General features: G+C 66.8%; 13 protein-coding genes. 5 read left to right on the top strand and 8 right to left on the bottom strand.

Annotation, left to right across the window (positions count from 1 at the left end):
• The first annotated feature begins 35 nt into the window (after positions 1-35).
• Both J7F03_RS21820 and J7F03_RS21815 read left to right on the top strand, forming a co-directional pair.
• Positions 36-293: a hypothetical protein gene (locus J7F03_RS21820; RefSeq protein WP_251072283.1), complete on the top strand. Its 258-nt coding sequence runs from the start codon at positions 36-38 to the stop codon at positions 291-293.
• A gap of 231 nt (positions 294-524) precedes the next feature.
• On the top strand, positions 525-1508 hold the full coding sequence (locus J7F03_RS21815) for a pentapeptide repeat-containing protein (RefSeq protein WP_214951945.1): 984 nt from the start codon (positions 525-527) through the stop codon (positions 1506-1508).
• A 186-nt stretch (positions 1509-1694) separates the two neighbouring features.
• Here J7F03_RS21815 and J7F03_RS21810 read toward each other — a convergent pair whose 3' ends face one another.
• Entirely contained in the window at positions 1695-2456 is a 762-nt protein-coding gene (locus J7F03_RS21810; RefSeq protein ID WP_251072282.1) for a hypothetical protein, read from the bottom strand.
• A gap of 28 nt (positions 2457-2484) precedes the next feature.
• On the bottom strand, positions 2485-3780 hold the full coding sequence (locus tag J7F03_RS21805; protein WP_214951944.1) for a TniQ family protein: 1296 nt from the start codon (positions 3778-3780) through the stop codon (positions 2485-2487).
• Positions 3781-3903: 123 nt separating this feature from the next.
• On the opposite strand from J7F03_RS21805, the gene J7F03_RS21800 reads away from it, so the two are divergent.
• A complete protein-coding gene (locus J7F03_RS21800) occupies positions 3904-4563 on the top strand; it encodes a DUF1963 domain-containing protein (RefSeq protein WP_251072281.1) in 660 nt (219 codons plus the stop codon).
• A 17-nt stretch (positions 4564-4580) separates the two neighbouring features.
• Positions 4581-4847, top strand: coding sequence for a hypothetical protein (locus J7F03_RS21795; protein ID WP_214951942.1), 267 nt, complete (start codon positions 4581-4583; stop codon positions 4845-4847).
• 63 nt (positions 4848-4910) lie between these two features.
• Here the strand turns inward: J7F03_RS21795 and J7F03_RS21790 are convergent, their stop codons facing one another.
• Positions 4911-5468: a hypothetical protein gene (locus tag J7F03_RS21790; RefSeq protein ID WP_214952007.1), complete on the bottom strand. Its 558-nt coding sequence runs from the start codon at positions 5466-5468 to the stop codon at positions 4911-4913.
• A gap of 2 nt (positions 5469-5470) precedes the next feature.
• Positions 5471-5797, bottom strand: a complete 327-nt coding sequence (locus J7F03_RS21785; protein ID WP_214951940.1) for a hypothetical protein — start codon at positions 5795-5797, stop codon at positions 5471-5473.
• A 169-nt stretch (positions 5798-5966) separates the two neighbouring features.
• Between J7F03_RS21785 and J7F03_RS21780 the strand changes: the two genes are divergently transcribed.
• A complete protein-coding gene (locus J7F03_RS21780) occupies positions 5967-6731 on the top strand; it encodes a DUF5710 domain-containing protein (protein ID WP_214951938.1) in 765 nt (254 codons plus the stop codon).
• Positions 6732-6794: 63 nt separating this feature from the next.
• On the opposite strand, the gene J7F03_RS21775 is transcribed toward J7F03_RS21780, so the two are convergent.
• From J7F03_RS21775 to J7F03_RS21760, 4 genes are read right to left on the bottom strand one after another with little or no spacing between them, the layout of a single operon-like run.
• Positions 6795-8042 carry a TniQ family protein gene (locus tag J7F03_RS21775; RefSeq protein WP_214951936.1) on the bottom strand — a complete coding sequence of 416 codons (1248 nt, stop codon included), beginning with the start codon at positions 8040-8042 and terminating at the stop codon, positions 6795-6797.
• Positions 8035-9300, bottom strand: coding sequence for a TniB family NTP-binding protein (locus J7F03_RS21770; protein ID WP_214951934.1), 1266 nt, complete (start codon positions 9298-9300; stop codon positions 8035-8037). Before J7F03_RS21770 ends, J7F03_RS21775 begins: the two co-directional genes overlap by 8 nt.
• A gap of 1 nt (position 9301) precedes the next feature.
• The gene (locus J7F03_RS21765; RefSeq protein ID WP_214951932.1) at positions 9302-11572 is read right to left on the bottom strand and encodes a transposase; all 2271 of its coding nucleotides are present in this window, start codon (positions 11570-11572) and stop codon (positions 9302-9304) included.
• The gene (locus J7F03_RS21760) at positions 11569-12366 is read right to left on the bottom strand and encodes a TnsA-like heteromeric transposase endonuclease subunit (RefSeq protein WP_214951930.1); all 798 of its coding nucleotides are present in this window, start codon (positions 12364-12366) and stop codon (positions 11569-11571) included. Before J7F03_RS21760 ends, J7F03_RS21765 begins: the two co-directional genes overlap by 4 nt.
• Positions 12367-12622: the final 256 nt, after the last annotated feature.

Here is a 12622-nt window from a genome sequence, read left to right as displayed (position 1 = left end):
GGCATGCTGGACGTCTAACCTCGCGGTCCGTCGGGTTGGATAGCGCCGAGGCGAGACGACACGAGACGAAGAAGAAGCGGCCGCGGGAGATCATCCTGCTGTCGGGGCAGGACGTGTGGCCCTACACGTTCATCGCCGACGACTCGGTTGGCGGATGCGGCAAGGTCGCGATGCCCATCGACGCGCCCCTTGAGGACGTGCAGGCGGCGGTCTTCACGCCGCTGGCGGACCTCACCCGCACTTTCCGGCCCCGGAATCCCAGCTCGGACACCAGTGGACAACTAACCAGCTGATAGCCGGGGCGGATCGGGTGCGTGATGCCAATGACCTGCAGAAACGGACCCAGAACCCTGGGGATCCCCGGGCGTAGGAGGGTGTCTCTGTTACGCCGAACGGCCGCCGTAGGGCACCCAGCAGAGCCGTAGCACAAGCATGATCAAGACGTGAGAGCTATACCGCGACGGGACCATCGAGGCCGGGCCTCACGGGGTCGGCACGCGCCATGGCTGTGGGACGTCTGGGTCGTGGGCCCACTGGCCATCGTGGTAGCCCTGGCCGCAGGTTTCCTGATCTACAACTTCCTCCGCGGTCTCGGGCCGCAAGAGGCCGCCCCGCAGAAGCCTGTCCCTACCCACGAGGTGATCCGCACCACCCTCGCGACCCTCGCCTTTGCCGCTGCCGTTCTCGCCGGGGTCTATGCCTACCGCAAGCAGCGCCTCGCCGAGGGCGACGCTGATCGGGCCGACGACAACCAGCTCGCCGAGCGCTACACCACCGCTGCCGAACAGCTCGGTCACGCGCAGGCCGCGGTACGCCTGGCCGGCGTATACGCCATGACCCGGCTCGCCGACGACTGGATTGAGCAACGACAGGTGTGTATCAACGTCCTGTGCGCCTACCTGCGCATGCCGTACGAGCCTGATCCGGAGGCTGAGGCGTACAAGCAAGGCGAACGCGAGGTCCGCCACACGATCATTCGAGTCATCCGCGACCACCTCCGGCGCCAAGCGTCGATCTCCTGGTCGGCGAACGACTTCGACTTCACCCACGCCAACTTCGACGGCGGAGACCTATCAGAAAGCAGATTCCAGGGCTCAGCCTCCTTCAACGACGCGAAGTTCAGCAGCGGCACGATCTCCTTCGACCTCGCGGAGTTCAGCGGCCACCCGATGGTCGACCTCGTCGACTTTCGCAACGCGGAGTTCAGCGGCGGCGAGGTCGGTTTCCGCGGCGCGAAGTTCAATGGCAGCATCGTTCTTTTCAGCGGCGCCGACTTCAGCGGCGGCACCGTCAGCTTCTTGGCCTCGAAGTTCATCGCCGGCGGGGTCTACTTCGATCGCGCGAAGTTCAGTGGCAGCCGGGTCGACTTCGGCGCCGCGAAGTTCATCGGCGGCAAGGTCGGTTTCGGCGGCGCCGAGCACAGCGGCGGCACCGTCAACTTCAATCGTGTAGAAGGCGCCCCACAGGACTGGGGACCTTTCCAACCGCCAGCTGGCCCGGCAGAGTGACGCCAGAAGCGGCAGAAGGTTAGAGCTACCGGTCGGTTAGTTGTCCCTTGGCGTCTGAGCTGGGATACCGGGGCCTTTCCGCGGTGTCGAGATTGACATCGCGTGGTCCCCCTAACACCGCACTCATGGGTCGGGCGTATCAGTTCCAGCACCACGGGTGGGGCGGAGTCTCAACAGAGCTAGCGCCTACTGCGTGGCCGACCAGCCGGCGCTGATCTGGCCGGATACTGAGAAGTCCAGTTCGCAGTCCGGGCAGCTTGCGGCACCGAAGACGTACGTCATCGCGTTCGCGACCTCTCGCTGACCGTCGGTGAGTGCGATGCCGTGGAGTCGTCGGCCGAGACCGTCCAGTGCTGCGGGATCCGCAGGGCGCAAGGGCCTCGTCTCCACATCATCCTCAGACAGCGCGTAGTCACCACTGGTGGAAAAGAATCCGCGCTCGCCGAGGACAATGAACAGGCTGGCTTCACAGCCGGGGCAGGAGACCTCGTACTCCTCGTTCGTAAGCCCCCATGCCAAGTCCTCGCTCCAACCCAATACGCCTTCGAAGCTCAATACGGCTTCCAAGAGGTAGACGTACTCGGTGCGATCGGAGGCCGTCCGGAGGCGCTGGTTCGCCACCGACAGCAGGGTCGCGATCTCGGCCGCGTACTCCAGGCGGACATCGCCAGCGTCGTGTGGCTGGCCAGCGCCTGCCACGATCGCACCGGCCAGGGTGAGGGCACTCACCGCCTGCTCCCGGTCGGACCCGCCGGCTGCGCCGACCAGCCAGGGCAGTGCCGCGAAACTGGCTGAGTAAACGCTGCCCTGGTGACACAGCGCCGACCACAGATCGTTCCAGAGCTCGGCGTTCGGTTCCGATGCGATCCGATCCAGCAAAGCGGGTATGTCTTCCGCAGAGCCGTAGGCATGGCTGAGTCGCGACCAATCCGTCATTCGGTGATCCAATCACGCGGCTCCTGGCGGCTGGCGCGGATCAACCCACTGGCTCGGGACGGCTCCGAGAGGCGCGACGGTAGCCCTTCGACTTCGGCTCCTCCCGGCCGCCCTTAGGAATCGGGCCGCGGGCGGTGATCTTGTGCATCGGAGCCATGTGGTTGACGTGGTTCATGGCGACGATCCGCAGCGGGAACGAGATCCAGGCTTTGCGCCGGAGATAGAACGACAGGGCGTAGTCGACATTGCTGGCCTGGTGAATGAGCGGCAGCATTCGCTCGCGGGCCTGCTCTTCGTCGTCCGCGTCAAGGAGACGTTCGGCAATCCCGAGTACTGCCCCCATGAGCAGCGGGTCCAGCGGAGGGTCGGTGTAGGGACGGGAACTACGCTTCTTCCCGGGTCTGCCCCGGAGGACTGTCGCACGGGCATGGCGTTGCTCGGCATCGTGGTCGAGGGCTTCGGCGAGGGCTGGTGTTGCGGCGAAGGACCGGGCCACCGGCCAGGACAGGAACACGAGGCCGAGCAGGGCTCTTAGGTCGGCGAAGTAGTCGGCGGCGGGGATCAGCCAACCAACACACGGGGTCATCGCGAGGCCGACGGGATCGAGCAGATCCTGAAGCCTCCGCTGAAGGCCAAGCAGGTGTTCCAGCGTCCGCACGTCGGGAAGTTCGTCGGAGAGCGCGCCGTCAGGTTCGGCGAGCTGGGCACCGCAGGCGGGTTGGAGGCGCCCGATGGTGCGCGGGGCGGCGGTTGTCCGGCACTTGGTGGGATGCAGGTCTTCGTCCCAGGGACGGGCGATGATGCTGTTCATCTCGACCGTGTGGACGTGTTGTCGGCAGGTGGGGCAACCGATTCGCAGCAGGCGGCGGTGCTTGGTGCAGGCGAAGACTGGTGGGAGGCGCCAGGAGCGTTGCCAGGATCCGCCGTGGAGTTGCTGGATCTGGCTTCCGTCCCCGACGAGGCACTGCGGGCAATAACGAGGGGTGCGGGTCAGGAGCCAGGCGTTGTCGTTGACCATCCTCGCGGCACTCTTGCGCGGGGTGAACTTCTCGCTCAGCGGTCCGTATCGCTCGGCGAGCGAAGAGGTCAGAAGGCAACTGACCTCCTCTGGGGCGAGTCGGGTCGCTCGGGCGAAGGCCTGGATCTGCTCCGGTTCCAGGTGGTGCAGAAGCCGGATGGGAACGCGGAAGAGCACGTTCTCCTTGTGGTGGCCAGTCAGTCCTGTACGGATGGCGACCGCTCCCGGGGAAGTCCCGAGCCGGTGTGCGAGGCGGAGGATGTAGCCGGCCAGCGTCTCGTCGGGCAGTGGGTCGAGGCTGCGGGGCAGCGGGCGCATTGCCCCATGATGTCGTCTGCGTATCGACTCACCGCCGATTCTTCGCAGATTCACCTCCTCACCACGAACACTCGATGCCCCTGGGGCTGGTGATGTCGGTGGGCTGTCATAGGGTCCGGTCCCATGACGATCCTGATGACGTACGGGGGACCCGGAGAGCCCGAAGGGCCGGTCACGCGCACCGGTGGGATACCCATGGCCCCGGCGGGGACGGCATGGCCTCACTGCTCGACGTGTGACGGGCCGATGCAGTTCCTGGCCCAGATCGTCCTGGATGATCTGGACCGCCCGATGGACTCGGGCAACAAGCAAGACGGTGGCGTCATGGCGATCTTCATGTGCCAGAACGATCCCGGTATGTGCGACGAGTGGAGCCCGATAGCCGGCGGCAACCGTGCCCTGCTGTTCCCTGCCGACGGGCTGGCGCCGATGTCCGCGCCCACCCCGGGTGAGAATGACGAGGGGGTGCTCCACCTCGGCGCTGTCAGCGCCGTGACCCTGGTGTCCTCACCCGCAGCCGACTACTTCAGCGCGCGTGAGGAGTGGGCCAGCCGTAGCGAAAATGAGCTGAGGAACGTCCTGGGACAGCTCGGCGGAGAGCCTGACTGGCTTCAGGGCGACGAGACACCCCGGTGCCCGACCTGCACCCACCCTATGGACCTGGTCGCACAGTTCGAGGAAGGCCCGGACCACTCCACGGCCATGAACTTCGGCGGCTGTGGCACAGCGTTCGCCTTCACGTGCGCACCCTGTGTTCAGGCCGCCTTCCTCTGGCAGTGCTGACCGGGGAAGGAGAGACCGTGCCCGACGAGCTCATCCAAATCCTGGCCAAGGCCCTCGCCGACCTTGTGATCAGCATCGACCTCAGCGATGACGAGGACGTTCCCCCGGATGTCGCCACGCGCTGGTTCGAAGACAGCGCCCATACCCTCGGTCACCTGATCGAGTCAGACCGCGACCGGCTCACTGCCCTGTGGCACGACCTCGCCGACCAAGAACCCAGCCCTGCCCGTCGCCAGGCCCTGCGCGAGCTGCCGGAAGGTCTCGGGCTCGACGACCGGGACTGAACCGGGTGTTCCAACGACGGCCCATACGAGCGCGAGCACGTTCGCGTGTAGGCCTGTCAGCGGTCACGATTGCCCATGGGGACGGCGGACGTGGGCGGTGCCAGCGCATCCGGGCCGGTCCACGTTCCACTCCCGCGGCAAGGCCTCGTCGCAGAAGACGCAGACGAAGTCCCCCTCGCGCACGACGTTAAGCTGCTGGCAGGCGGGGCAGCGTCGGAAGACGACCTCGTGCGTGAAGCCGGATGGGCGGACGATTCCGGCCTGGTCCAGGGCCTTTGCGACAACTGACCAGGAGCTAACGTCCGGGCAGTAACCGGTCGACTGATTGCTGACCTCGTCGACCGCCCAACTCCCGGACTCCTCGCTGAAGCTGATCTCACCAGCACTCCGGACCACTTCTCCAGAAGCACACACCACATGCTCACTGCGACGCGGCGCGAGCCTTAGTACTCCAGCCGCATCGACAACGAAGGTGAAGGGCTCGGCCAACTCCTCCACCGTCCGAGTCGCAACCCACTCGTTGAAGTCGGCCGGCAAACGCATGCTCCGACCCTCGCCGTCCGGCCGGACAAGACTCCTCAACTCGGCTGGTCCGACGTAGCGATAGCTCCACCGCTGCATGCTCACGCTTGCCCTCTGCAGGTGAGCTGGTCACACCGAACGGTGAACTCGTCCCGCCCGTCCGTGGCCGCGACACCATGGGGCGTGGTGGAGACCGTGACAAGCTCGCCATCCTCCGGGAGCCTGGCCGATCCGATGATCACGCAGGCGACGCTGACCTCCAGCGGATAAGCGGAATCCGGGCCCAAGGCACCCTGGGCGTCGAAGATAGGAGCCTTGTCGACCAGCGACCACCGGCACCCCGCAGCATCCGTGAATCGGACCTCCACCACACCCGGAAACGGCTCGTCGTCCACCCACCGGACCGCTTCAGCACGCAGCTCGACCACGAGCCTCCCCCTCGATCAAGGCCACAACCAGATGTCAGTGTCCCGCACTGCTCAGCCAATTTCGTGATCGGCGACAAGGTCGATAGCGGTAACCCTGAAGGACACTCCAGGTGGGGCTTCGTTCGTTAATCTCGCCACCAGAAGCTCGGAGATAACTAGAGGGGTGTCCATGGCAGTTGAACGGATCTGGTTAGACGTTCCCTTTGCTGAGAAGGACGAGGCGAAGAAGGGCGGGGCACGCTGGGATCCTGCCGCCAAGCGCTGGTATGCGCCCCGCGGCGGGATTGCGGAGCTTCAGCGGTGGGCGCCTGCCCCGGATGTCCCCGACCTGCTGCCCGGTGAGGACCGGGGCCTCGGCAGTGGTCTCTTCGTTGACCTGGTGCCCAGCACCTGCTGGTTCACCAACGTCCGCTCCTGCGTGGAGAAGAGGGACTGGGAACGCCTCCGTCGCATGATCACGACGCGGGCCGGGCAGCGCTGCGAGATCTGCGGGGCCGCCGAGGACCGTGAGGCCAAGCGGTGGCTGGAGGCCCACGAGCGGTGGATCTTCGACGACACGACACGCGTACAGACCCTCAAGCGGCTGATCTGCCTGTGCACCGACTGCCACACGGTCACGCACTTCGGCTATGCGCAGGTCCGCGGGATTGAGGCGCAGGCCTTCGCGCATCTGGTGAAGGTCACCAGGATGAGCGAGTCACAGGCCCGCCAGCACGTCAGGTCCGCCTTCGCGCTGTGGGAGAAGCGCTCGCATATCGCCTGGAACCTGGACCTGGGAATCCTTACGAACGCCGGGATCACTCTCGCCCCGCCGCCAGAGGCGAAGGGCCGTGCTCGCATCGCAGAGGAAACCCTCCGTTCGGCCGGCGGCCCGGCGGTGCCCAGGCAATCCGGATCGGACTCGGCCATTCGTCGGATGCTGGGACTGCGCTGATCGCGGGGCGGTCGACGAGAGCTCGCTTCGATCTTGGTGCCACTCACTCGTCTGATGGTTCCTTCATGCCGTATCCACTCGGCTGAGCCCCTGGGCTTGGATGCGCTGGCCCATGCGCGCGAACGCGCCCTTGTCCTGCCGTACGGCGAGGAGCACTACACTCGCCGACCGGGACAAGCCGTTCAGGGCGCGGAGCTGGTATCCCACCACGTTCTCCACTCCCCTGGTCCGGGCGATGATCGGGGCCATGGCCTCGTGGCCCGCGGTCTCATCGGGGGCCGACAGCAGCCGTGCCGCAATGCCGAACACCGCTCCGGCGACGACCGGATCCGCCGACGGATCGCTGAAGTGGTGCGAGGCCCGGCGTTGCTTGCCGATCGGGGCCCGGGACTTGGCGAATGCGACATGTCGCCGCGCGGCTTCCCGGTCGACGAGCGCGGCCAGGGCCGTCGTCTCCGTCAGGTCGCGCGCTTGTGGCCACGTCATGAAGATCAGCCCGCTCAGGGCCCGGAGATCGATGAAGTACTGGGCCGCTGGGATTCTCCATCCGAAGCTGCCCGCCCACGTCGGACCGTCCGGCGCCAGCAGGTTGTCGAAGTGGTACTGAAGTCTCAGCAGAGCCGCAACCGTGGCGGGTGATTGCGGAGCACGGTCCACGCCGGCGCCGGCCAGCCTTGCGCCGCAAACCGTCCGGGTGCCGGGAGCCGTGGCCCGGCACCGAGCGGGATGAAGCCCTGCTTCGTGACCGCGAGCGATCAGGCCACCCGTGCGTGTGGTGTTGACGTCCTGCCCACAGTGGGGACACCCGTTCAAGAGGAGCCGTTCGTGCCGCAGGCAGGCAAAGACGGGCGGCAGCCGCCACGACCGCCGCCAAGCGCCACCGTGGCGCTCTTCGACCTCGGAGCCGTTGCCTGCCAGGCACGTAGGGCAGTACCGGGTCGCGCGTGTGAGAATCCAGCTGTTGTTGTGGAGCATGCCCGCCAGAGTCCGGGTCTTTGCCAACAGGCTGGAGTTCAGCGGTCCGTAGCGGCTGCCCAGAGGAGCGGTCAGCAGCCGCCGAACCTCCTCGGGTGTGAGGTTCGTCGTGCGCGCGAGCACGCCGAGCCGCTGATCGTCGAGGTTGCGCAGGAGGCCCATGGGAATGCGGCGTGTACCTCTGTCCACGGTCGCAGGCACCAGCCCCGTACGGGCCGCGATCTCCGCTGGTGAGGTGCCAAGCCGGTGCGCAAGCCGGAGGAGGTAGCCGTGAAGGGACTCGTCCTCCAGCGGGTCGAGGCTGCGTGGCAGGGGCCGGAGGCTGGCGTCAGGCATCGGCTGCCGAGTGACCGCCCTGGTCGTCGAAGACGGTATTGCGGCCACGTTTACGGCGCTTGGACGGTGCGGCTTTCGCCTCGTCCTCCAGCACCGGGATCTCTCCGGAGCCGGCATCCCGTCCGGGGATGTTGCCGAGGTTGATGGGGATCTCGTCGAGCAGGTTGACGGTCAGGATCTCCTGGCCGTTCTCCATGGCCTTGGTGCAGCCGTCTTCGATGAGCCGTTTCAGTAGTCCAACGATGCCTTCGGTACGGCGGAACAGGTACTCGGGCATCGTGCCGTCGGTGAGCATCCCCGGCACAGCGTGGAAGAGCCGCAGCTGGTCCTCGACTCCGGCGAGGTGGTTGACCCAGGCGGCGATGCCGTGGGGGGTGTCGTAGTGGAACGGGTTGAGGTTGATCATGTCGAAGCGGCGCTCGGTCTGGGTGGCCGCCTCGTCGTTGTAGCTCTTTCCGCGCTTGGCAGGAGACATCACCATCTGCCCGGTGCGCGGGTCGTGGCGTCCCTCCCGCAGAAGCCCGGAGCCGGGGATGTTGACGCCGATGAGGATGAGAGTGACGTTCAGGCTCATCAGGTCGCGGATGAGATCGAGGGTGTCCTGGTCGTCCTCGCGGTGCATTTTCAGACGCGTGATGTCGTCAAGCAGAAGCGCGGTCGTGCAGTGTGCGTGCAGGGATTCACGGACGTTGCGGATCAGCCCCCGCAGGGTCTTGGCGTGCGGGGCACCGTAGAAGTCCAGAATGGCCTCGCACAGCCCCTTCGGAGTGGCCTTGACCGGCGTCTGACAGTAGGCCACCGGCAGGAACAGGTCTCGGGTGCCGGGGATCGCGTTCGGGTTGAGCTGGTGGTGCAGGTCACGCCAGAAGTCCTCGAACTCGGCGGCCGTCTCGCAAGCCGTCTCCGTCTTGCCCTGATAGCCACCGCCGTTGATCATCAGGCCGTCTCGTGTGCCGGGAGTCTGCTTCAGCGCGTTGTTCTGAATCCGCGACCTCATCAGCGCGGTGACCTGCGCGCTCATTGGCGTCTCCTGCATCCGCAGGTTCACGTGGGTGGCCGCGCGGTGCAGGTCGTGCAGACCCCGCTTGCGCGGGCTCATGGCCCGGTACTGATCCAGCGAGAGTCTCGGGGCCGGGATGAACGTTCCTCGCGTCTGGCGCCACCGCTGGAATCCCTCATGGGTCACGCGGTTCGGCGAGGGGCCGAACCGAAGGAACGGGACGACACCGTCCTGTGGCCCGCTCTGACCGTCTGCCATCTCAGTCCTCTCCTTCCGGAACCGGGCCCGGCTCGGCCGTGTCGCTCTCGTCGTCATCGGGGAGGATGAACAAGTTTCCCTTGCGGTAGCTGGCCCCCAGCGGGGGCGGCAGTGCGGGCCGGGACGGCCCGACCTGTTCCCGGCGCCGACGGCGCTCGGCATCCAGACTCTCGGCGGCCTGCCGGGCCTGATCCGGCCAGTGCAGATGGACGACCGTGTCCCCCGCCGCCCGGACGGCGGGTTTCTCCTCGCTTCGTGCGGCGGCAAGCCGGTCGGTAGCTGCCGCCTTGGCCTGTGTGACATCACGGGCGTACTCGGTGCGCTGGGACTTCTTCAGGCGGGTGGGCCACTGCCTGACCGGTGTCCGCAAACCGATCAAATCCAGAAGCAGGGGAAGGAGTTCGTCATCAGCCTTTGGCTTCAGACCGGCTCTCTCCGCACGCTGCAAGAGGTCACGCACTCGGGCATCGCCGAAGGCCGGCACCTTTCCCTCCGGTGGCAGCCCCGTCCAGCTCAGCGGATGCCACTCGTGGGAGAGCGGGTCCTGGAAGAACACCGTGCGGCGGTCGCGTGGTTCCCGGTGGATGACCCACTGCCACTTACGTTTGCCGCCTCGGGTGGACCTCTGGTCACGGTAGGGGTCCAAAGCCGGGCCGTCGTACCAAAGTCCGCGGACTTTCACCCCGCGCCGGCCATGGATCCTCGTCACCGAGTGTTCGGGCAGCAACTGGTAGTAGAGCTCAGGCGAGGGGATCTCCATCGCGAAGCCGCCTTGGGCGAAGGAGGCAGCGAACAGCGAGTTCGGACTGTGGTCCCCTCCCGGGTCCCAGCTCGGAGCATGCTGGCCCAGGCGGCGCTGCTGCCACACCTGAACGATCCAGGTCCCGATCAGGTGTTCCATCTCCTCGATGGTCCACGTCGCATCGCCCTCCGGGTCGGCTCCGCGGTCGGCGACGTCCACCCCGGTGTAGCCCAGCAGCTGCTCGAACAGCAGGGACCGGATACTGCCAAAGGCTCTCTCCACGACCTGCTTGTCCGTGGGACGCAAGACACGGGAGGGAAGGATGTTGCATCCGAGCACGCGCTGGACGTCGACGAGGTGGTGGTTTCGGTAGACCGACCCGTGGTCGGTCGTCACTGTCTCCGGAGCGAAGAACGGCAGCCCGGCGACCTCGTGGCCTGCGAACTCCGCCACCACCGCGGCGGGCAGTCCGGGATAGGGCCATTCCATCTCCTCGCCCCAGTCCGCCCGCATCGGCAGCGGCAGCATCACGTCCCGCAGCAGCATCGCCACATCCACCGAGGTGTCTGAGACCAGCGTGAGCCGGAACGCGCAGAGCGAGTGCGTGTAGACGTCTATGGCGAGGGTGAGATGGACCTTCACCGGGTCGCCGAACACGCTCTCACGGACCATGACCGGTAGCACCGTGGTGTCCAGCGCCACCACCTGCCCGGGACGGTGGACCACCACGTGCCCCGCTTTGGTGGGCAGCTCTGCCGACCGCGCATAGCGCTGGCGGGCCCCACCTGGGCCGAACCACTCCTTCCAGACCCTCAGCAGCGTGTGATAGCCGGGGACCGCGACGTCCGGCCCGAAGGTCTCGCGTACGTACTGATGAACCATGGCCTCCCGAGTGCGGCCGTCCACCCGCGAACGGTGCAGGGTCTCGGCCCTCACCGCGAAGATCGCCTCCCGGACCTCCTCGCTGATGCTCGGATGCCCGCCGCTCTTGCGCAGCCAGCGGTCGTCCGCGCAGCCGACCAGCCCGAAGCGGCTGCGGCTCTTCTCCCAGCGGATCAGGGTGCGGTAGCCCACCTCGGCGAGGCCGAGCATCCTCGCCTCCTGGCTAGCCAGGGCCTTGAGCTCAGCGACCTTCGCCATCCGCCGCTGCGTCAGCGTGGTCGCCTCGGGGTCGTACTCGGGCTTCGGTTCGCCCGGCCCTGGCCGCAGCGGATCCCCACTGCGGAACCCAGTCTTCACTTCCAGCAAGTGGGCCGCGCGTAGCTCGGCCAGTCGGCGCTTACCAGGGTCCAAGTCCCCTGCCGACGCTGGCTGTCGGCCCCGGCTCGCCCCCGACGCCGAGGTTCGGGAAGAGGCACGGCAATGCCTGTGGTTGGCGAGAAAGTGGAAGGTCAGTCGTTGCCGGGAACCGTCCGGCCCCACCAGTTGCACCCGCCCGAGATGCGGTTCACGCAGTTCAACGGTCCACTCCACATCGTCGAGCACCACCCCGGCACCGACGGACAGATCCAGTGCGCGAGCGGTGCTCATGAACGCTCCGATCCGAGTACAACCGTCGAGCGGTCCGCGAGCGGCTGGTTCAGATCGACACCAAGACGGCGGTGCCAGAGCAAATGGAGGAGATGAGCCCGCGCGACCGGTTCGAACGCGCTGCCCGCCGCGATCTCCCCAAAGGTCAAGCCCTCGCCCGCCCCGGCGAACAGGCCCGTCTGAACACCCAGCGGGTCCGCCAGCGGCCGCCGCCGCGACGACATCTCGTCCACCGACATCAGCACATGTGGCCTCCACCCCGCTGCCACCGTGTAGTGCCAGCCACAGGTCAGCGCCGCCTCGGCCGTCGCCGCAAAGGACTCCCGGTCCTCCTCCTGGATCAAGTCCGCGGGCCGGACGTCGATCAGCCAGATGCCCAGGCGGCTGATCGCGAGGAAGTCCGGGGTGTGCTTGCGCCAACCGGCAGCCGTACGGAACTTCAGCCGCAGCGGCTGCGAGAGAACTTCGGTCACATGGCCGGCGAAGTCCAGGGCCAGCAGCAGCCCGGCCTCCTCCAAGCTTTCGAAACCGTGCAGACGCCCCGTACTGACCATGTACTCCAGCCCGGGGCGATGACGCTGGTCCCGCCTCCAGGTGAAGCCGCGCATCGGCCCCAGCCTGGCGACTGGAGCGGCTGCCAGGTCGGCCACCGGACAAATGACGTCGCCCCCGGCGTGACGCCAGGTGGCCGTCCACCGGCGCGTCCAGCCCTCGGCCAGGTCGAGCCCATCCCGCCCGGCACCGAGCGAGACGGGGACCAGCAGGTCATCCCACCGGCACGAATGCGACCACAAGGGCCTGCACCCCGCACCATCGGCCGCCCCGGCATGTACCCTGCCGGATCCCTGAAGCTCCGCCACCCCTTCAGAGAAGCGGAGCCCGGCGTACGGCGTAGGCGATCTCCGGTACTGGTGACAGCAAGACCGCAAACGATCTCAAGGTGACAAGAACAATGCACCTTCGGTGACAACAATCGTGCTCACGCCAGCCCGGAGAGCAAGGTCGGGGCAGCTCACAGGTGACAACTTCCGTGCTCAGTGTGCGACACGA

The sequence above is a fragment of the Streptomyces sp. ISL-43 genome (assembly GCF_018614195.1).
Classification (GTDB): Bacteria; Actinomycetota; Actinomycetes; order Streptomycetales; family Streptomycetaceae; genus Streptomyces.
The sequence above is the reverse complement of the archived record's forward strand: the minus strand, read 5'-3'. Positions and strand labels throughout refer to the sequence as shown.

Excerpts from the sequence above, each read along its gene's own strand:
- J7F03_RS21805 (WP_214951944.1), bottom strand. The coding sequence starts at position 3,780 with ATGCGCCCGCTGCCCCGCAGCCTCGACCCACTGCCCGACGAGACGCTG.
- J7F03_RS21800 (WP_251072281.1), top strand. The coding sequence starts at position 3,904 with ATGACGATCCTGATGACGTACGGGGGACCCGGAGAGCCCGAAGGGCCG.
- J7F03_RS21790 (WP_214952007.1), bottom strand. The coding sequence starts at position 5,468 with ATGCAGCGGTGGAGCTATCGCTACGTCGGACCAGCCGAGTTGAGGAGT.
- J7F03_RS21780 (WP_214951938.1), top strand. The coding sequence starts at position 5,967 with ATGGCAGTTGAACGGATCTGGTTAGACGTTCCCTTTGCTGAGAAGGAC.
- J7F03_RS21775 (WP_214951936.1), bottom strand. The coding sequence starts at position 8,042 with ATGCCTGACGCCAGCCTCCGGCCCCTGCCACGCAGCCTCGACCCGCTG.
- J7F03_RS21770 (WP_214951934.1), bottom strand. The coding sequence starts at position 9,300 with ATGGCAGACGGTCAGAGCGGGCCACAGGACGGTGTCGTCCCGTTCCTT.
- J7F03_RS21765 (WP_214951932.1), bottom strand. The coding sequence starts at position 11,572 with ATGAGCACCGCTCGCGCACTGGATCTGTCCGTCGGTGCCGGGGTGGTG.